At 40.4% G+C, this 20,497-nt stretch carries 15 protein-coding genes; 7 read left to right on the forward strand and 8 right to left on the reverse strand.

Translation table 11 applies throughout. The annotated features are described in order from the left end of the window. Positions 1–81: 81 nt before the first annotated feature. The 4 genes from PQO03_RS07750 to PQO03_RS07765 are packed head-to-tail and all read right to left on the reverse strand — an operon-like array spanning position 82 to position 4,136. Positions 82–1,317, reverse strand: a complete 1,236-nt coding sequence (locus tag PQO03_RS07750; RefSeq protein ID WP_274149305.1) for a glycoside hydrolase family 88/105 protein — start codon at positions 1,315–1,317, stop codon at positions 82–84. 11 nt (positions 1,318–1,328) lie between these two features. After that, entirely contained in the window at positions 1,329–2,663 is a 1,335-nt protein-coding gene (locus PQO03_RS07755) for a TRAP transporter large permease (protein ID WP_274149307.1), read from the reverse strand. Next, a complete protein-coding gene (locus PQO03_RS07760; RefSeq protein WP_274149309.1) occupies positions 2,663–3,160 on the reverse strand; it encodes a TRAP transporter small permease in 498 nt (165 codons plus the stop codon). Before PQO03_RS07760 ends, PQO03_RS07755 begins: the two co-directional genes overlap by 1 nt. Beyond that, positions 3,150–4,136 (reverse strand): TRAP transporter substrate-binding protein, encoded by a 987-nt coding sequence (locus PQO03_RS07765; RefSeq protein ID WP_274149311.1) that lies wholly within the window; start codon positions 4,134–4,136, stop codon positions 3,150–3,152. Before PQO03_RS07765 ends, PQO03_RS07760 begins: the two co-directional genes overlap by 11 nt. A 433-nt stretch (positions 4,137–4,569) precedes the next feature. Between PQO03_RS07765 and PQO03_RS07770 the strand changes: the two genes are divergently transcribed. Then, entirely contained in the window at positions 4,570–5,511 is a 942-nt protein-coding gene (locus tag PQO03_RS07770; RefSeq protein WP_274149313.1) for a DMT family transporter, read from the forward strand. 59 nt (positions 5,512–5,570) lie between these two features. Here the strand turns inward: PQO03_RS07770 and PQO03_RS07775 are convergent, their stop codons facing one another. The 3 genes from PQO03_RS07775 to PQO03_RS07785 form a co-directional block, all read right to left on the reverse strand. Continuing rightward, positions 5,571–9,026 (reverse strand): pyruvate carboxylase, encoded by a 3,456-nt coding sequence (locus PQO03_RS07775; protein WP_274149315.1) that lies wholly within the window; start codon positions 9,024–9,026, stop codon positions 5,571–5,573. 250 nt (positions 9,027–9,276) lie between these two features. Further along, positions 9,277–11,199: an ATP-binding protein gene (locus PQO03_RS07780; protein WP_274149317.1), complete on the reverse strand. Its 1,923-nt coding sequence runs from the start codon at positions 11,197–11,199 to the stop codon at positions 9,277–9,279. Then, positions 11,199–11,738 (reverse strand): YfiR family protein, encoded by a 540-nt coding sequence (locus PQO03_RS07785; protein WP_274149318.1) that lies wholly within the window; start codon positions 11,736–11,738, stop codon positions 11,199–11,201. Before PQO03_RS07785 ends, PQO03_RS07780 begins: the two co-directional genes overlap by 1 nt. Before the next feature lie 250 nt (positions 11,739–11,988). Here PQO03_RS07785 and hisH point away from each other — a divergent pair, with 250 nt between their 5' ends. The 6 genes from hisH (at position 11,989) to PQO03_RS07815 (ending at position 18,951) form a co-directional block, all read left to right on the forward strand. Then, positions 11,989–12,624 (forward strand): imidazole glycerol phosphate synthase subunit HisH, encoded by a 636-nt coding sequence (gene hisH / locus PQO03_RS07790; RefSeq protein ID WP_274149320.1) that lies wholly within the window; start codon positions 11,989–11,991, stop codon positions 12,622–12,624. Beyond that, entirely contained in the window at positions 12,614–13,393 is a 780-nt protein-coding gene (gene hisF / locus PQO03_RS07795; protein WP_274149321.1) for an imidazole glycerol phosphate synthase subunit HisF, read from the forward strand. Before hisH ends, hisF begins: the two co-directional genes overlap by 11 nt. A gap of 66 nt (positions 13,394–13,459) precedes the next feature. Beyond that, on the forward strand, positions 13,460–17,182 hold the full coding sequence (gene dnaE / locus PQO03_RS07800; protein WP_274149322.1) for a DNA polymerase III subunit alpha: 3,723 nt from the start codon (positions 13,460–13,462) through the stop codon (positions 17,180–17,182). Next, positions 17,179–17,523 carry a hypothetical protein gene (locus tag PQO03_RS07805; RefSeq protein WP_274149324.1) on the forward strand — a complete coding sequence of 115 codons (345 nt, stop codon included), beginning with the start codon at positions 17,179–17,181 and terminating at the stop codon, positions 17,521–17,523. Before dnaE ends, PQO03_RS07805 begins: the two co-directional genes overlap by 4 nt. Before the next feature lie 29 nt (positions 17,524–17,552). Beyond that, the gene (locus PQO03_RS07810; protein ID WP_274149325.1) at positions 17,553–18,089 is read left to right on the forward strand and encodes a PDZ domain-containing protein; all 537 of its coding nucleotides are present in this window, start codon (positions 17,553–17,555) and stop codon (positions 18,087–18,089) included. Next, the gene (locus tag PQO03_RS07815) at positions 18,076–18,951 is read left to right on the forward strand and encodes a hypothetical protein (RefSeq protein WP_274149326.1); all 876 of its coding nucleotides are present in this window, start codon (positions 18,076–18,078) and stop codon (positions 18,949–18,951) included. The genes PQO03_RS07810 and PQO03_RS07815 overlap by 14 nt, the downstream gene beginning before the upstream one ends. Here the strand turns inward: PQO03_RS07815 and PQO03_RS07820 are convergent. Next, positions 18,941–20,251 (reverse strand): TraB/GumN family protein, encoded by a 1,311-nt coding sequence (locus PQO03_RS07820; protein ID WP_274149327.1) that lies wholly within the window; start codon positions 20,249–20,251, stop codon positions 18,941–18,943. The two genes, PQO03_RS07815 and PQO03_RS07820, sit on opposite strands and share 11 nt — an antisense overlap. Between the last annotated feature and the right edge of the window lie 246 nt (positions 20,252–20,497).

The raw sequence follows: 20,497 nt of genomic DNA on the forward strand, positions 1-20,497 counted from the left end.
TAAAGTATTTTTATAAGGGACTCTGTCCCTCATGCACCCTGCAAGGACTTGCCAGTCCTTGACCAGGCGATCAATTTCTCCCTACTCTCCTAAAACTTTATAAACTTCACTACCCGCAAGTAAGAAAGCACCGACACCGTAGACTTCCGTATCACCTGCTTGCACTTGTTTAGGATCTTTACCTATGGCTTGAACCCAGCCGACTTTTCCATTTTTATCAACACTTCGCATCAGGGCATTAATGGATCTCTTCACTACTGGCAGATAAACTCTCTTATCGAGGTAGCCATTATTAATTCCCCAGGCAAGTGCGTAGCAAAAGAAACCCGTACCAGAAGTTTCGCCTCCTGGGAAACTTGTCGGGTCAAGTAAACTCGCACGCCAGAAACCATCATCTTGCTGAATTGAACTGATTTTTGCTGACATTTCTTTAAAAAGCTGAATATATTGAGGACGAGTGGGATAATCCTTTGGCATCACTTCGAGAACGCGAACGAGTCCTCCCATCACCCAACCATTGCCACGACTCCAAAAGACTTTGGCACCATTAGCTTCTTTCTTTGACAAATATGAGGCATCTCGATAGAATAGCATTTCTTTTTTATCATAAAGAAGATCGTAAGCTTTCCACCATTTGCGATCCATGAAATCTAAGTACTTTTTGTTTCCGGTGACATCGTATATTTTTGCAAAAGCCGGGGGTCCCATAAAAAGAGAATCACACCAAGACCATTCGCCACTCCAACAAACGGCTAAGTGATCCGTCATGTCGACATCAAGGTTTTCATCTACCAGTGCAAGAAAAGCTTTATTTGTCTGGTCTAGATACTGATTCTTCTTATCAATTTTTGCGAGATCCGCATAAACTTGAATGATGGTGTGATTATCTGCAAAACTAGTGGTCTTTTTTCCCGCATGTTCCATGATATCAATAATGTTTTTATCATTACTTTCTTGGAACTTAGCATACTCACTACGGTACCATTGTAAATCGTGCTTATCTCCGGGAGTCTGATCACCTATAGTCCAGTCCAACCCTTCGCCAACACTGCGAAGCTGCTTGAGTAATTCGGGATTTTGTGAAACCTTATAGAGTTCCATACTTCCCGCAAACCAAGTCGCATTGGTCCAATCCCAGTCAGCTCTTTGACCTCCTTTTGTTAAACTCCGATTTTCCCACATCCAATCATGAGATTTTTGCATGCTTTCAGCTAGCTCTTGCCTCATATCGTCATTAGTTTTTACTACTTTTTGAGCACAGGAGATGCTCACAAAAGTGATAAGTAGAAAGGATAGAATTTGATGTTTTTTCAACATAAAGAACCTCATTAATTAAATTGACCAAAGACTTTAGGAAGCCATAGGGATAAAGTTGGGAAAAAAGTAATAAACAAAAGAGACACCACCATAGCAAGGAAAAAAGGAATCATCGGACGAGTGACTTTTGAAATGCTACTTTTTCCTACTCCACAACCGACAAACAAGCAAGTCCCTACTGGTGGAGTACAAAGGCCTATACTTAAATTGGCAACCATAATAATCCCAAAATGAATGGGAATCCAAGTACTTGCTGGCACTCCCATTAGTTCCGCATTACCGCTAATTTTAATAAAGACAGGGAGTAAAATTGGAGTGAAAATGAGTACGGCGGGAGTCATATCCATGAAAGTCCCCACTACTAATAAAAGTAAATTAATAATAATAAATAAAACCCAAGGATTATCTGAAACTCCCAACAAGGCTTTGCTCACATTTTGTGGAATTTCTTGATAAGCCATAAGCCAAGACATACCCATTGAAGCACCCACTAAAAGCATAACTACTGCAGTGGTGATTCCCGAATCACGAAGTATTCCGGGAAGCTCCTTTAGCTTCACTTCTTTGTACATAACAACAGCCTGAATCAAAGCATAGACCACTGCAATAGCAGCCGCTTCGGTCGCAGTAAAAAAACCACTGAGAATCCCACCCAAAACTATTACAATAAGCATTAAGCTCATAAAGGCTTCTCGAAAGGCTTTAAAGACTTGTGCTAAAGTCGCGCGTTCGCCCCCTGCATAGCCACGTTTTTTTGCGATAAACCCTGCTGTTAACATCAAACACAGACCACAAATAATCCCTGGAATTACCCCTGCTAGAAACATTGCTCCTACAGACACACCACCAGATACTAAACAATAAACAATCATTATATTACTCGGAGGAATCATCATGCCCGTAGTTGCTGCAGTCGTAGTCAAGGCCACTGAATACTCACGGTCATAGCCTTTCTCTTCCATAGAGGGAATCATAAAGCCTCCGATGGAGGATACCGCTGCTACTGCTGAACCAGAAATAGCTCCAAAAAACATACAGGAAATAACGTTGACATAAGCTAAGCCACCCGGGAGGGCACCTACTAAAGTTGCGGCAAAATTAATTAAACGTCTAGCGATACCTCCTCGACCCATCAAGTTACCCGCTAAAATAAAGAACGGAATAGCAAGCAAGGCAAAGCTATTAACTCCTGATGCCATGCGAAAAGAGACGATCGTTTCGGCAGGCATTCCTCCTAAATAAGCTAAGGTCGCAAAGCTAGCTAGCGCAATCGATACGGCTACAGGAACATTACTAATTAAAAGAACGCCAAAAACTGCGATGAGAATAAGGATAGAAGTATCCATTACTGAGCCTCCTTCATTGCATTGACCTTTTCTAGAATAGTCTCCAATGCGACTAAGCTGATGAATAAACCGGATATCGGCAATGCGGTATAGATGTAAGCCATTGGAATTCCCATTGCGGAAGACAATTGATCAAAACGCAGTGTCAGTGTCACTAATTTTGCTCCTCCGAATAGAAGTAAATATGAACCAAAAAAAGCAATGCATATTTGCCCAAATATATCGAGCCACAATCGTTTATTCCCCTTTAGTTTGCCTGCAAAATAATCGATACCCAAGTGAGCATTTTTTGCAAAAGCTAAACTTCCGCCAAGCAAAGTTATCCACACTAATAAAAACTGTGCTAATTCGGAGCAAATTGCCGTTCCACCTAAATTTAATGATCTCGCAAGAATTTGATATAAGACCACAATTACAAGCATTGCCATCATCGTTATAAGTAAGAGATCCAAAACCTTCATCAGCCCATCTTTACATGTTTTTAGTTTACTTAACATGAGATGACTCCATGACTTTGATCTTCTTTAAATGATTTTTAATTATAGGGTTTTTCACTTGCGATAAAAGTTCCTTACAATTTTCAGAAAAGGGCTCTTTTTGAGGGTATAAAACTGTCACCCCATATTTTTTCACTTGTTCCAAGGCCCTTGTGGTTTCTTCTTGCCATAACTTACGTTGTAGCTCTCGTGATTCATCTGCCGCTTGTTGCACGATCTCTTGTTCTTCCACAGTGAGTTTTTCCCAATTGACCTGACTCATCACCAGCATATCTGGAATACGCGAATGTTCATTGAGAGAATAAAACTTACAGACTTCATAATGTCGTGAAGTGACAAATGAAGGCGGATTATTTTCTCCCCCCACGACAACTCGCTGTTGAAGTGCTGAATATAATTCACCATAGGGAATAGACTGAGCCTGTGCTCCTAGAGCATTAATTGCATCTTGGCAATTGCGACTGCCCATCACTCGAATTTTCATCCCTTCCAGATCATCGGGACTTGTGACCATTTTATCTAAAGTATAAAAGCTTCGCGCACCAGCATCATAATAAGTTAAACCACGAAGCCCTACTCTTTTACCTGCCTGCAGTAAGTCACTGCCACTTTCACTCTCAAGAAACCCCCAGTAATGCTCACTATTTTTAAATACATAGGGCAAGGTGAAAATCCCGATTTCTTCAACGAAGTTCTCCATTGCTGCGGCAGAAACTTTGGTCATATCTATTCCACCAAGTTGAACCAAAGCCACGGTATCCGACTCTTTACCTAATTGGCCACCTGCAAAAATTTTCAGTTCCATTTTACCTTCTGATTTAAGGGCAATCGTTTCAGCCATGTGCAACATCGCTTTATGGACGACATGATTCTCTGGTAAGGTATGCGCTAAACGCAAAACTTTTTTCTTCGAGCTTAACTGATTATCGCAGCCTATCAGTAATAAAGCAAAAATGATCACTCTTATGTAGCTCATATAATTCCCTATCTCGTTTCAGTCTACTGGAAAACATTTTCGGCATGCGCCTACTCTAAACTTTGCTGCATACACAAGCAAATCTACTCTTAGATGTTTTCAGTTTTCTTGTTCAATATTAAAAATGCCATCGTTGGCATTTTTAATATTATAATGATAGAGTCACATAAAGTCAAGCACTAATTAGAAATTAAAATTACACAGTTACCTGAATCAGTGAGCTACATTAAGTTAATCATCTTGGTCTTTCACCTTCATTGACTTACAACTTTTTTCAAAAGACCTACGGGTATTCCTGCAAAAAGTTGTAAAGTTCTGAAAATAAAATCCCTCCGAGATTATTCTAAAGCCAGTTCACGGATTCAGGACTTAGTAATTGGAAGTATCCACGATCTCGACTAAGCTTGAACAAATCACAAGTCAAAGGTATTGATTGAAAACGACAAATAGATTCAAACCAGGTAGCTCTTCTTATCTCTTTATTTTAGCTATTTGTTGCACGGCAGCATGGGGATCCGCCTTTCCTACTATTCGTTTAGCTAGGCTAGAATTACCCGATACATCTCTCCGCCACCTTTGGGCCTTTGCAGGAATGCGCTTTACACTTGCAGGAATCATTATCCTTTATCTTTACCGACATCGTGTTCAATGGTCTAAATTCAAAGAAAATTTCCCCTTGATGTTTATGGGGATCTTTTTCCAAATCGCGCTTCACTATGCTCTATTTTACGCGAGTTTTCGCCATGCTCCCGCTTATTTAATTGCTATTGCCGCAAGTACAGGAACCCTGTGGTGGACAATCATCACCCCCTTGGTTGATAAGAGTGAGAAATTTCATCTTCGACAAATTCTTTTACTCAGCATCGGAATCATGGGTGTCGCATTAGCCACATATAAAGAAGGCTTCTCTTTTCAATCTCTCCTACAAGGAGAACTTTCTGGCCTTTTATTAACCACATTGGCCACACTAAGTAGCACCATTGGCTTATTAATTATCCGACCTTTAAAAAAACGAGGCGTTAATCCAAACTTCTATAATGGTAGCTCACTCTTTTTTGGTGGATTAGTTCTTCTTGCACTAAGTTTCCCTGCTTTGATAGAAATTATTTCCAACATGAATCAAAAACTTTTTCTACTCACCATTTACTTAGCCTGTGTCTCGGCTTTTGGTTTTAATTTGTGGTTTCATCTCATCACAATTTATCAAGTATCGCGCCTCGCTTCATACAGGCTACTCATTAGCTTTTTTGGCGTAAGCGAATCCCTTATCTTTCTTCCAGAAGAAAAGCCAGGCCCCTTCCTTATCATGGGTGGGATATTGATTTTTCTATCTATTTACCTTATGGAAAAACAGAGAAATATCCTAAGTCATTAAAGCTATACAAAAAAAGCGCCCGAAGGCGCTTTTTTTTGTAAAACATGATCTACTGTGGTTTATTTATAAACAACGAGTAAGTCTTTAGCTTTAACATTATCACCTGCTGCGACCAAAACTTCACCAACCACACCATCTCTTTCTGCCATAATCGTTGTTTCCATTTTCATGGCTTCCATGACCGCAATAGGAGTGTTTTTGCTGATTTCGTCACCTACTTGTACATGAACACTTACCACAAGACCTGGCATTGGAGCACCGACTTGATCCTCGTTACCGAGCTCAGCCTGACGTCGAGCAGTTGAATTAGCCGCTGCGTGCTCAGTTACAATATTAATTGATCGTGGTTGACCATTCAATTCAAAGTAAACAGTTACTTCGCCATCTTGATTCTCTGAACCTAATGCCACTAATTTAATAAAGAGCGTTTTACCTTCATCCAACTCAATTTGAACCTCTTCATGCATGGGTAATCCATAGAAGAAAACTGGCGTAGGAATATTCATTACTTCGCCATAAATGCGTTTGTGATTAGCAAAATCGACAAAGACATCCGGGTACATAACGTATGCCATGAGTTCGGCGTCGGTTATCTTACGTTCCAATTTCTTTTCTACATCAGCTTGGACAGACACTAAGTCCATCGCATCTTTATGTAAGCCAGGACGATCAGTGAAATGCTCTTTACCTTTCAGTACTTTCTCGCGAATATCTTCTGGGAAGCCACCTTCTGGCTGACCTAACCATCCCTGCATCATATCTACTACTGATTGCGGGAAAGCGACTTCTTTATCACCTTCTAATAGATCATTCGCTTCGAGGTTGTTTGCTACTAACATAAGTGCCATATCACCCACAACTTTTGACGATGGAGTTACTTTTACAATATCACCAAAAGCTTCATTCACTTGACGGTAACGATCACAGACCTCGAACCAACGTTCGGCTAAGCCTAGGCTGGATGCCTGTTGGAATAGATTTGTGTATTGACCACCTGGCATTTCATGGCGATAAACATCTGCCGCACCATAACGTTGTGAAGTCTCAAAGGCTGAATAATATTTACGAACGACGCCCCAATATTCACCCGTACGCTCTAATGGCTCATAAGCCATACCCGTATCACGTTCTGTATAACGCATCATTTCTACAAGCGTATTTAAATTTGCTTGTGAAGTCAAACCAGATAAAGGTCCAAATGCACAATCAACAACATCTACACCAGCTTCCGCGGCTTTAATCAATGTGGCAATTTGACCTGAACTGGTGTCGTGTGTGTGTAAATGGATAGGGATATTCACTTCTGCTTTTAAGGCTGAAATCAATTCTGAGGCTGCATAAGGTTTTAATAAGCCTGCCATATCTTTTAAGGCAATCATATGTGCACCTAAAGACTCAAGCTCTTTCGCCATTTTGACGTAGTACTCAAGAGTATATTTAGTACGTTTTGTATCTAAGATATCTCCCGTGTAACAAACTGTTGCTTCACAAATAGCGCCAGTCTTCAGAGTTTCCTCTATCGCTACTTTCATATTTTCAACCCAGTTTAAAGAGTCGAAAATTCTGAATACATCCATGCCTTCAGCTGCGCAACGCTGAATAAACTCGCGTACAACATTATCTGGATAATTGGTATAACCTACACCATTTGATCCACGGAAAAGCATCTGGAATAAAATGTTCGGACAAGCTTTACGCAATCTACGTAAACGATCCCAAGGCGATTCTCTAAGGAAACGCATTGAAGTATCGAAAGTCGCGCCACCCCACATCTCCATAGAGAATAAATCACTGTGTTCACGAGAATAACGCTCTGCCACATTCAACATATCATGAGTTCTCATACGAGTCGCAAACAAGGATTGATGAGCATCACGCATGGTGGTGTCAGTTATTAGGAGTTTTTTCTCTTTGAGAATTTCTTGTGTAAAGGCTTCTGGACCTAACTTCAAGAGACGATCTCTCGTTCCTTCCGGACGGGCTTTTGATAAATCCATCGCAGGAACTGGGGCAATACGTCGAACAATTTCCTTAGGTGCGTCTTTACCTTTTAGTAAAGGGTTACCATTCACTGATACTTCACCTAAAAATCTCAATAACTTTGTTGCACGGTCACGTTTTTTAGGAAAGTGGAAAAGTCCTGGTTTTTCATCAATAAAACGCGTCGTACACTTACCGGCAAGAAAATCCGGCTCATTAACGAGATTGGTAACAAAAGGAATATTTGTCTTTACACCACGAATACGAAATTCTTGCAAAGCTCGATTCATACGCTGAACTGCATCTTTAAATGATGATCCTGCCGAAGTCACTTTTACTAACATCGAATCATAATAAGGTGTAACTACCGCACCTGAAAAAGCCGTACCTGCATCTAAACGTATGCCCATGCCACCTGAAGAACGATAGTGTTCAATTTTACCATAATCAGGGATAAAGTTATTGCCTGGATCTTCTGTGGTTATACGACACTGGAAAGCAAAGGCATGTACTTTAATATCATCTTGACCCGTAATACTGATTTCTTCTGAATGTAAAGGGTAACCTTGTCCAATGAGAATTTGGCGTTTTACGATATCTAAACCCGTAACGGTTTCAGTAACTGTATGCTCAACTTGAATACGTGGATTAATTTCAATAAAGAAAAACTTATTTGTATCCGTGTCTAATAAAAACTCTACCGTACCAGCATTTTGATAATCTACCGATTCACAAATTTTAACTGCCGCTGCACATATCTCTCCGCGTAGTTCTTCTGATAAACCCACTGATGGGGCCACTTCGATGATTTTCTGATGACGACGCTGTAAGGAACAGTCACGATCATATAAATGTACTAGGTTACCATGTAAGTCACCCAAAATCTGTACTTCAATATGCTTCGCTTTAACAATGAATTTTTCTATGAAACATTCATCTGAACCAAAAGCAGTCAAAGATTCACGTTGGGCTTCTTCTAATTTTTGTTGAAGTTCATCGCCACTATTGACAACACGCATACCGCGACCACCACCACCATGAGCAGCTTTTACGATGACGGGGTAACCCAAATCATTAGCAACTGCACGAGCGGCTTCAATATTTCTTAATGGCTCTAAGCCCCCACTCAAAATAGGAACTTCAGCTTTTTTTGCAATTTTCTTAGCGGCCATCTTGTCGCCAAGACCTTCAAGTAAAGAAACTGCTGGGCCAATAAAAGCTATACCCGCTTTTGCACAGGCTTTTGCGAATTCCGCATTCTCCGATAAAAAACCATAGCCAGGGTGAATAGCATCGACTTCTTTTTCTATCGCTAAAGCAATAATGCCTTCTATACCTAAATACGCTTTAACTGGTTCGCCTGGAGTACCCACTTGGTAGGCTTCATCGGCTTTAAATCTGTGTAAAGCAAAACGATCTTCATGAGAATAAATAGCTACTGTACGAATACCTAACTCTGTTGCCGCACGAAAGACACGAATAGCAATTTCACTTCTATTCGCGACCAAAAGTTTTTTGAACTTTTTAATTTTCAATGGTTTCTCCAAGTTTTAATTAATTTTAACCGTACTAAAGCACCGTAAAAAGCAAAAGCAAAAAAAAGAGTACACACAGAAGGGTCGAAATGGAGGATTTTTCTCAAATCCCCCATCAAACAACCTGAAACATTGGGGATTTCATTTTTACTGGTCTGATAAATTACAAAATCGAAATTTTTAGCCACGCCGGATCTACAAAAAAACTAAATCCCGGGACTACTGACTCGTAAGGGGAGGGATTTTGGAATTATGAATGTTTTAGGTAACGCAATAAGAGAACAAGTAAATCATCCATCTTGAAAGGCTTTCTAAGAAAGTCATCACAGAGTTCACTAATCTCATCTTCACTTGCTTTCATTGCTGAAGCCGTCACCGCTATCACTGGCTTATGCTTCAATAATGCTGATGATTTTATTTTTGCTGTTGCCTGGCGACCATCCATAATAGGCATCTTCATGTCCATCAAGATTAAATCTGCATCAAAATCCTCCAAGATATCTAAGGCTTCTTGGCCATTTTCTGCTTCCGCTAACTCAAATGGAAACTCCTTCAAAAATTCTTTTAGGAGCATACGATTTAAAAAAGTATCATCTACTATAAGTATCCGTGAAGCCTCAAATTTATACTTATTTTCAAGCTTAAGTGGCTGTTCTTCTCTTTTGGGTTTCAATTCAACTTTCACAGACTTAAGACTCACCGTAAACACTGAACCTTTCCCTTTCTCTGAAGCTAAACTAATAACACCACCCATTAATTGCGAGAGCTCTTTACAAATACTTAAACCTAGTCCCGTACCGCCATACTCTTTACTTATCTCTGCCGATGCCTGATTAAACGCTCCAAAAATCTTACGGTTGGCTTCTTCTCCAATACCTACCCCAGTATCTTCCACTGTAAAATCTAAATCGACTAGACCACTAGGCTTTAATTCCGCTTTCACCGCTACCTTGATATAGCCTTCATTTGTAAATTTAATCGCATTGCCAATAAGATTAAAAAGTATCTGACGAATCCTAACCTCGTCTAAAAAAACCAAATCGGGGACAGAGTCATCCACTACCACAATCAACTCTAGCCCCTTCTTTTCGATTTCGCGTGAAAAAACTGTCGTGAATTCATTCACCACGGATCGCAAATCTACATTGCTAAAGCTCAACTCTAACTTCCCAGCCTCAACTTTAGATAAATCTAAGATATCATTTATTAAATGAAGCAAAGAACGTCCACTACTATTAATTGCTTGTACATATTCTAGTGGCCCCTCCTGTTGAACTTCTTTTTCCAATAGTTCACTAAAGCCTAAAATTGCATTCATCGGAGTTCTAATTTCATGACTCACATTCGCCAAAAATTCACTCTTCATTTTATTTGCTGACTCTGCGACTAATCTCTGATCAAACTGTATCTCCGCCCTCTTATTAGCATCTTCAGCTTCTACAGCTCTTTGCTCGGCCTTATTTCGCTCGCGATTTATGGTATCTTCACGAGCTTGAATTTCTGTCAACATCTCATTAAATGAACTAGTCAATTCACCTATCTCATCTCTACCTTTATACTCAGCTCTTAAATTATATGTATGATACTGCGAAACTTTACGTGCCGTATCCGAAAGATGAATCAGAGGCGATATCAATTTTTTTAAGATCTTGAAACTCAAAAAACTGGAAACTAATATGACGACGATAAATACAGATATAACAAAATTAAGACTCTTATAGAAAGGGCCGCTCAAACTATCTAAATCATCTACAATGACAACCGTCCCCAAAAACTCTCCATCATAGATAATATCCCTTTTGACATAGAGTTTATCCTCTGCGTAAGTGAAGGCGTCATCCAATTCTTTCATTTTAAATTCTGGAATCATTTTCACTGAAGATGCATAATGAGCAAATTTCTCCCCCTCAACATAGATGGCAATTGAATCGATCGAATTAACCCCTTCCAGTGACTGAAGTATTGTAATGGCATCATCTTGATTACCAAACTCAATGGCGGCACTCGCATTCTGACCCATTATACCTGCTAAGACATAGGATTGATCTTCTAAATTTTTCTTCCTAAATTGATAGCCATTAATAGTAATCAATGCGACCGATGTAACCGTTGCAAAAAAAACGATGGCTGTTATCACAAAAAAGAAGCGAGTCTGTAAACTACGATTTAACATCACTTATTCTCCTTATTAACTGCGAGACGCAGTACTTTTGAAGAAATAGCAATATCATTTTTTTTAATTACTTGATGATTCACTTCCCAGCGAATCTTACGTGACATCGTCACAAAATTAATCATGCCTCCTGATTCTAAGAACCACTCATTGTCTGCAATTGTCAGGGGCTTATAAGGTTCATAGAGCTTGAGCACTTTTTTCTGTAGAAGAATCGCACTATCATCTATGTAAAGTAAATGAGACTTGCTCCCTTTTTCAATGTCTTTAATATTGTGATCTAGATAAACTAGTTTTACTTCGCGACCCTTAACCTGTCGCCCGGCATATTTTTTTAATGCTCCAGAAAAAGGATCTTTACCTACAACAGTGATAATGATCGGTTCTGTTTTATTTCCACTGTGCTCAAGGTATTTTAAGAATGTAAACAAGAAGGCGGCCTTAACTTCACTCTCTGTACGAGGCACAGTATCCCCGCCCAAAGCACTAGTGCACAACACCAGTAACAAAAAACTAAGATTCCTAAAAATTTTATACATTCCTACCATAATCGATTCTCTATATATTTAGAGATAGCCCCTTCTCTTCAATCATTAATATAATTAATTAAAGTAGAAATTACACCCTCAGTCAAGATATCTTAAAAAAATCGCACTCCTAAAACAATAAAAAAACAACTTTTTCAAGAAACTCTCTGCCTCTCGAAGGCTTTTCAGGCAATTATACATGAATTGCTAATGATATATTTTCACGTGGGCACATATTACAAAAAAAATCAAAGGAACAAACATGATCACAGTAATCGATTACGGTGCAGGAAACCTACGCTCCGTCTGTCTCGCTCTTGAAAGTATCAATGTCCCATGGACCATCAGTGCAGACCCCAAAGAAATCAGTGCCGCCGAACGAGTCATTTTTCCGGGCGTCGGAGCAGCGGCCTCTGCAATTAAAGTTTTACAAGAAAAAGGCTTAGAACAAGCCATCAAAGATTACGTAGCTTCAGGCAAGCCCTTCTTGGGCATCTGCTTAGGCACGCAAATAATCTTTAATTTTTCTGAAGAAGACCAAGGCACCGAGTGTTTAGGCTTAATACCTGGTAATGTCATCCACTTTGACTTTCCTCAGGACGAAAAAAGATCCGTCCCTCACATGGGCTGGAATCAGGTGAACTTTTCTAAGCCGCACCCTCTTTTCAAAGACATCGAAAACGGGAGTAACTTTTATTTTGTTCACTCTTACTACCCTTGCCCCGAAGACAAAACCATGGCGATAGCATCGACTGATTATGGCTCTATTTCATTCACCTGCGCCATCACTAAAAATAATCTTATAGCGACTCAATTTCACCCTGAAAAAAGCGGTCGTCACGGACTTCAATTACTCAAAAATTTCTCAACATGGGACGGAACTAACAATGCTAAATAAACGCCTCATTGTCTGCCTAGATGTACGTAATAAAAAAGTCACCAAAGGAATCAAATTCAAAGGCAACGTAGACATCGGTGATCCGGTGGAGATGGCTTGTCAATACGTAAATGATGGCGTCGACGAACTCGTTTTTTACGACATCACTGCCTCTGCTGAGCAACGCCCCATCGATCTTGATATGGTTCGCGATGTCGCAAAAAATGTCTTCATCCCCTTCTCTGTAGGAGGAGGAATCAGAAATGTAGATGACATGCGCAATGTACTTCTAGCTGGCGCCGAAAAAGTAAGCTTAAACTCTCTTGCCGTGCGAGATCCGCAAATCATCCACCAAGGAGCTCAACTCTTTGGCAAACAATGTATTGTTTTAGGCATGGATGCTCAGAAAGTTGAAAAATCTGAGAAATTCCCAAGTGGCTATCAAGTTGTTATCCACGGCGGAAGAACTGAAACCGAAAAAGATGCTTTAGCATGGGCTCAAGAAGCTGAACAACTAGGTGCAGGAGAAATCTGCTTAAACTCTATTGATGCTGATGGTATGAAACAAGGCTACGATTTAGAACTAACTCAATTAATTTCTAAATCGGTTCAAATTCCGGTTATTGCCAGTGGTGGCGCGGGGGACTCAGAACATCTTATAGCCGTCCTCTCTCAAACCCATGCCGAAGCAGCATTAGTCGCCAGTATGGTTCACTACGGAACACATACTTGCTCAGGCATCAAAGAAGACTTGAATAATGCTCAGATTCCTACCCGTATGGATTGGTAAAAACCTCGCAAAATCATAACTTATTGAATTCTTCAAGCCTATACAGGAGTTCAATAAGTTTTTGTCATGAGTAACAGCCCGTACGTACCCCTCCATAACCATACAGATTTCAGTATGCTGCAATCTGCCTGTACCATGCCTGCACTTATTAAAAGATTGGAGAAAGGAGGCTTTAAAGCTGCCGCTCTAACTGACTTTGGAAATATGTGTGGTTCGATTGCTTTCACTAATGGGCTCAAGAAAATTGGCATCCAGCCTATCCTTGGCTGTTTCATTTATCTAAACAATTCAAGAACTCAAAACCCTAGTAACATGAGTTCCTTCAATGGTTTGATCCTTTTGGCCAAAAATAACATTGGCTATCAAAACTTATGTAAAATCAATGCCCACTCACACCTAGAGGGTTTTCATATTAAACCGCGCATTGATCGCGCATTCCTACGACAGCACTGCGAAGGAATTATCGCCATAATCCCCTTTCACAATAGTGATATCGCCTCGGATTATGACAATAACGCCGACCCCAGTAATTCTCTGAATTTCTACATAGACGTATTCGGGAAAGAGCACCTCTTCCTAGAACTACAGAAACATAAACGCGCCGGCGACGAAGAGAAATACCCCAAAGTCATCAGTCTTGCTAAAGAAAACAATATCGGATTAGTTGCCTCACAGACAGTCTTTTACCCAGAAGAAAAAATGGCCATTCCTCACGATATAGTCTGCTGCGTTGGTGAAAAAACAGTTCATGACCCCCAAAAGCTCCGTTACCCAGAAAAGAATTACTACCTTCACCTCCCTGAAGAGATGGAAGAGCTTTTCTCTGATATCCCAGAAGCACTAGAGAACACTCGAAAAATCGCAGCTTTATGTGATGTCGAATTTGATATTCGCGAGCATTACCCCATCTACCCGATGACTAATAACCGCACTCAAGAGCAACACCTCCTAGAAATCTGTGTAGAGGGCTTAGAAAAACGCTATAATCTTGATCACAAAAACCCTAAGGATAAACGCGAAAAAGAGATCGTTGAACGAACAGACTTTGAATTAGGCGTCATCCATAAGGCCGGCTACGACTCCTATTTCTTAGTAGTTTGGGACTTTATAAATTGGTCAAAAACAAATGGCATTCCCGTAGGCCCAGGTCGTGGATCTGGCGCCGGATCAATCGTGGCCTACCTCACCGGCATTACCAATATTGATCCTATTGAATACAACTTGCTTTTCGAACGTTTCCTCAACCCCGAACGTATCTCCCCTCCGGATTTTGATATTGACTTTTGCGAGCGTCGCAGACCCGAAGTTATTGACTACGTACGCAATAAATACGGACGTGAAAAAGTAGCCCAAATTGGTACCTATGGCACCATGAAAGCCAAAGCAGTTATTAAAGATGTCACTCGTGCGCTAGGCTATGAACACACTCGTGCCGACCAAATAACAAAGCTCATACCCGAAGACTTAAAAATCACTTTACACAAAGCTCTATTTGACCCGAAAATAAAAAGTGAAGAACTCATTGCGCTTAAAGATGGCGAAGAATGGGTAAAGCAAATTATTGATAATGCCATGCCCCTTGAAGGCCTTAATAGAAACATGGGTATCCATGCTTGTGGAGTTATTATTGGCGACCAAGACTTAACTAACCTGATACCGCTCATGGCTGGCGCCAATGGCGAGGTCGTCACTCAATTCTCTGCTGGTCCTTGCGAAGACTTAGGCCTCTTAAAGATGGACTTCTTAGGCCTCAGAACTCTGACTTTAATCAAAGATACACTTGGCCTCATCAGAAAGAATCACGGTGTCGAAATTGACATCGAAACCATCCCTATTGACGACAGAAAAACTTATAAGCTTTTCCAAGAAGGAAAAACGACAGCTGTATTCCAATATGAATCTGCAGGCATGCAGAAATATATGAAAGAGTTACAACCTACAGTTTTTCCTGACTTAATCGCCATGAATGCCCTGTATCGCCCCGGCCCCATTGCTTACATACCTTCTTTCATTGAACGTAAACATGGCCGCGAAGAAATCACCTATGACTGCGAAGGCATGGATGAATACCTTAAAGAAACTTACGGGATTACAGTTTACCAAGAACAGGTGATGTTACTTTCCCAAAAACTCGGTAGCTTCACTAAAGGCGAAGCCGATACACTCAGAAAGGCCATGGGTAAAAAGAAGATGGATCTTCTTGCTCAACTCAAGCCTAAGTTCCTTGACCAAGGCGAAGCTAATGGTCACAATCGTAAAAAACTGGAAGAAACTTGGGAAAAATGGGAAGCCTTTGCCTCTTACGCCTTTAATAAATCTCACTCAACTTGCTATGCATGGGTCGCCTATCAAACGGCTTACCTAAAATCTCACTACCCTGCTGAATTCATGGCCGCCGTTATGACTTCGGAACTTGGCAATGCTGATAAAATTACTTTTTTCTTAGAAGAATGCCGTAACTTGGGTATCAAAGTCCTCCCTCCACACGTCAATAAAAGCCAAGTCTCTTTCTCCGTAGAGAACGGCGCCATTCGTTTTGCTTTAGGCGCCATTAAAGGTGTCGGCACTGCCGCATCAGAAACCATTGTAAAACTCCGCGATCAAGGCGAATACGAAAGCTTCATGAACTTGTGTGAACGCGTAGGGCACACCAACGTCAGTCGCAAAGTCTTAGAAGGCATCATTGCAGCCGGAGGAATGGATGAATTTGGAAATAAACGCTCGGCTCTCACCCAGTTTATTGATAGAGCGTTAGAACACTCAAGCTCGAAGGCCAACGATTTAGCCATGGGACAAATGAGCCTTTTTGCAGATATTGAGGAAGTCAATACTATTTCTCCTGATGATAACATGCCTGAATGGGACCTACGCTATAAGCTAGACCTGGAAAAAACACTTTTAGGTTTCTATGCCACAGGCCACCCTGTTGGTGAACATAAACAACTTATCAAAAAATTCAGTTCGGCCTCTATTGCAAAACTCAAGAGCCAAAGCGAAGATCGTGTGGCTGCCCGTCTTGGAGTCATGATTTCTAACCTCAACCTTAGAAAAACCAAAAAAGGAAAAACTTTTGCTTCCTTTAACGCCGAAGATCTAAGTGATGGAATTGAATGTATCTGTTGGGACTATGATAAAAATAGCGAAGCTTTACAGGAGAATGCGACCATCCTCATTGATGCTGAATTTGCACGTGAACCTCGAACTCAGCTCATCGTTCGCAACGCTATGCCTATCCACCAATCTGTATCTGCTTATACTGAACAAACATTAATCATCATTCAGGAAGAAAACCTTCTACCCGAAAACGAAGAGAAGTTCAAAGCTTTGTGCACGGAAAACATTAATATCGTCAATGATTATGAGCAGCGCCTACTCGCTCAAACTGCCTTGAATATGGTCCACAAAAACCAAAGTGATTTACTTCCGAAATTTGAAAAATATCTCACTGATTGCTTTTCTCAGAACTCCAATCGCCTACAACTAGAGCAATTGATTACCACGGCTGATTTCGCATGCTTCAATCAAAACACGCTACTTCAGCCCGATCAAAAACGAAAACTATTACACTTTTTAAAAGATATTCGTTCAACCCATAAGCTCTATATCCGCGTATTAACTAAGGACGACAAAGAAATTTGGCTAGAGCCCTCTAATGCAAAAAACTTTTTGCCTACATGGGATTTCATAAACGATGTAAATGATATTTTAGGCATGGGCTCCATCAAAATCAAAGCCAGTCCATATCAAGGTGAAATCAGGAAACAATACCGCCCTGCGAGCTCTAAATGATACGTGTTTTATTTTTTTTATCTCTCCTGGCCAGTAGCTACGCGGCGGATTCTACCCCTCTGAATAATGAAGACTTCCTCTCCGTATTAAACAAAAAAACTCTGCAAATCAAAAAATCGACTTATAGCCTATACCATAAGGGCCAGCAAATCGCCTTAGCATGTGCTTTTAGCGAGAAGGGTTACCTGATTACTTCTTTAAAAGAATTTAAAGAAAACATCATGATCCAAGATGAACGAGGCGGCTTATATCCTATCGACCTCATTGGGCGCGACAGCAAAAGTCACATCAGCGTCATTCAAGCTCCTTTTAAACTAAGCCCCCCTCTTTCCACAAGGTAACAATCAACACCGGTAAATTCCTCACTGCTATGGACAACAAAAATGCCTTTGCACTTGGCATTGTTTCTTTAGCTCCCTACGAAACTATACAAAGTAACTTTTATCACAGCATTCGATTTCCTTTACAAGCACGTCCAAAGATCCTCTTCGTAGAAGCGAACTCACCCGAAGAAAAAGCAGGATTAAAAGTGGGCGATATAATAAATTCCATCAATGGCGACCTCATGTTTTCAGGAACAGATACCTTGAATAAACTTTTATCCCTCAAAATTAACGAGCAAATAAAAATGGACATCATCCGTGGAGGGAAAATATTTAAAACTACCTACACTCCTGATAGAGCTAAGCAATACAACACCTTACCAAAGCGAATGGTCTTTCAGCATGACATCCCTTTACTCGCTAATCAGTACGGCGGCCCGGTCTGCTTTATAAATGGAACATTTGCGGGGATTTCCCTAGATTATGCAACTCCTTCTGGAAATTACGCTATTAAACCTAAGGACTGTGCGACAATCGCAAAATCTCTGATAAAAAAATGGACCCAAGACCGTGCAAGTAAATGAACAGGCGTGGCGAAACAAAGCTACTCTTCATCAAAACGAAGTCGAATCACTCACAACTGAATGGCGTCAATACAGGGATTCAGGACAGAAACACCCCATTTTAGATTTTCTATTTTCTTATTACAACTTAAAAATAAGCCGTCTACGCCTATGGAGCCCCGGCCCCGAAATTACCCTTGAAGGAGAACACGATGGCGAGCTTCTTTTTGGCTATTATCACTCAAATGAAACAAGCTTTAAACTTGATCCAAGTCGCTTTCCCTTACAGCGACTAAAGAACTTTAAATGGATTTCCGAACTACTTAAAAAAACAAGTCAAAAAACGCCCGTATTTAATTGCTACGGCGTCCATGAATGGTGCATGATCTATAAATCTGAGTCCAAGCGCCACGAAGAGCTCCCGTTACGCATCAGCTCTAAAGTTCTCGAAGATTTTGTCGAGAATACTCCTTGCCAATGTACTCATTTTGATGCTTATCGTTTTTTCACAGAAGATGCGGCTCCCATGATTCAACATCCCCTAGAGAGAGCTAATCAAGAACAGTATGAGCAAAGCGGGTGCCTACATGCTAACATGGATCTTTATAAATGGGCCTATAAACTCTATCCATTCATGTCAGGAGATCTTTTACTCCGTTGTTTTAAACTTGCCATTGAATGCCGGTACTTAGATATGCAAGCATCCCCCTACGATCTAAGCGACTTCAATATGATACCCATCGCAGTCGATACTCCTCAAGGTAAAGAAAAATACGTCAGCGAACAACACCGACTCAAAAAAATAGCGGATCCATTGAGACTTGAGTTAGCAGCTGCCTATGATAAGCTCATTCAACTTTGCGACGACGTCCCTAAGACTTAAAGAAACCTGTTATATCATATTTTTGACAGAAGTATAGCAAGCCTAAAATAGCCCCCATAGAACTCGCCACTGACGTTAACAACACACGTGTCACTCGATTCTTCATCCATCCTTTCACAGATCCAAAATCATCCAATAAATTCTCAAAATCGCCTGCCGTTGGCTTGCGCTTAATAGCCTCACTAACCCCTGTTATCATTCCTACTCCCAAAGCAGGATGCAAAATGGTAATGGGCGCTGAGACAAAGGCTAAAAATATTGACCAGGGATGACTTAACACGACCAGAGCGCCTATTGCTGCTCCTCCGCCCGTAATTAAGACGTACGAGAGTATCAGATCTTTAATCTGTTCAAAATCGAGAAAAAACATTCCTGCTACGCCACCTATGACTAACAAGGCAGGGAATGCATATTTAAAAAACTTAGACATCATTCCTGGCTGAGGCATTTCTTCTAAAGAAGCTAAATCAATCTCATCATTCCAATGACGTAACATCCCAGGAACGTGCCCGGCTCCAACGACCGCTACCATTTTTTTTGCATCACACTGTTGTAATTTTTTCACCATGTATAAATCGCGCTCATCTATCAGGCGTTTTTTTACATCAGGTAAATTTTCACCCATCTCTTCGAGCAAATTCTCCAACATATCCTGCTCTTTCAGCTTCTCTAAAGTTTCCTCAGTAACTTCCTCTTCTTTTTTATTGCCATCAGGCAGTAAAAACGGCAAGAAAAACAAGGCTAAAATGACCATGTTAACTATTTTAGAATAATCTGTGAACAACTCGCTACTCTGATGCACGATAAACAAAATAAAGGACAAGGTCCAAGCACTTATAGTTAGCGCTCCTAACATCGATACCAAGAGCTTAAATTTATTAGTTATCGACATGAGTCCCCATGTTCGATTTAAGGTAGTTTTTACATCGCGATCGATCAGCTCTAATCTCATCTCATACTTTTCTGCAGAAGAAATTGCATTTAACATCTCTTGCCCAGGATTAATACCTAATTTTTCCGCAATCTTCTTTTGATGAGAAGCCAAAACTAAATTAATGACGAAAAGTATTAATTTCCCTTCCTTAAAAATTTTCACTAGATCCATATTTTTCCAAGAATCCGGATCTTTGATTTTTTGATAACGAGATTCACACAACTCAATACACACCGCATCAGGCTGTTCTTCATCGATGACTTTGGTCACTTGCTCTGCACTTGCTTTTGATACATGAGCCGTACCGATCAGGATAATTTCTCGATCACCGAAATTCAGGCGTTCTACATTTTGCTCTTTTTCCACAGACACGGGTCCCCTTGTAATCTTAAAATTCGTTTTGATCAAAGTAAATCGAAAAGCTCTATTGTCTCATGGTAAAAGAATTTTTCTTTAAGTCATCATAAATATTAAAGGTAATTAAAACTCCTCACGCCAAAAGGCTTTTCTACTCTTAGCTGACTATTTAAGCACTTTTCAGCAGTCCTCAAGAATATATTTATTGATTTTAAAATACTGCCTGTGTATAGTTACACGAGAGAGTTAAAACAA

It is taken from the genome of Lentisphaera profundi, assembly GCF_028728065.1.
In the GTDB taxonomy this organism is placed as follows: Bacteria; Verrucomicrobiota; Lentisphaeria; order Lentisphaerales; family Lentisphaeraceae; genus Lentisphaera; species Lentisphaera profundi.

Bases quoted from the DNA above. Each gene is read 5' to 3' on its own strand.
- PQO03_RS07805 (WP_274149324.1), top strand. From the start codon at position 17,179: ATGATACGTGTTTTATTTTTTTTATCTCTCCTGGCCAGTAGCTACGCG.
- PQO03_RS07755 (WP_274149307.1), bottom strand. From the start codon at position 2,663: ATGGATACTTCTATCCTTATTCTCATCGCAGTTTTTGGCGTTCTTTTA.
- PQO03_RS07765 (WP_274149311.1), bottom strand. From the start codon at position 4,136: ATGAGCTACATAAGAGTGATCATTTTTGCTTTATTACTGATAGGCTGC.
- PQO03_RS07785 (WP_274149318.1), bottom strand. From the start codon at position 11,738: ATGTATAAAATTTTTAGGAATCTTAGTTTTTTGTTACTGGTGTTGTGC.
- PQO03_RS07810 (WP_274149325.1), top strand. From the start codon at position 17,553: ATGGACAACAAAAATGCCTTTGCACTTGGCATTGTTTCTTTAGCTCCC.
- PQO03_RS07750 (WP_274149305.1), bottom strand. From the start codon at position 1,317: ATGTTGAAAAAACATCAAATTCTATCCTTTCTACTTATCACTTTTGTG.
- hisF (WP_274149321.1), top strand. From the start codon at position 12,614: ATGCTAAATAAACGCCTCATTGTCTGCCTAGATGTACGTAATAAAAAA.
- dnaE (WP_274149322.1), top strand. From the start codon at position 13,460: ATGAGTAACAGCCCGTACGTACCCCTCCATAACCATACAGATTTCAGT.
- PQO03_RS07760 (WP_274149309.1), bottom strand. From the start codon at position 3,160: ATGTTAAGTAAACTAAAAACATGTAAAGATGGGCTGATGAAGGTTTTG.
- PQO03_RS07780 (WP_274149317.1), bottom strand. From the start codon at position 11,199: ATGTTAAATCGTAGTTTACAGACTCGCTTCTTTTTTGTGATAACAGCC.
- hisH (WP_274149320.1), top strand. From the start codon at position 11,989: ATGATCACAGTAATCGATTACGGTGCAGGAAACCTACGCTCCGTCTGT.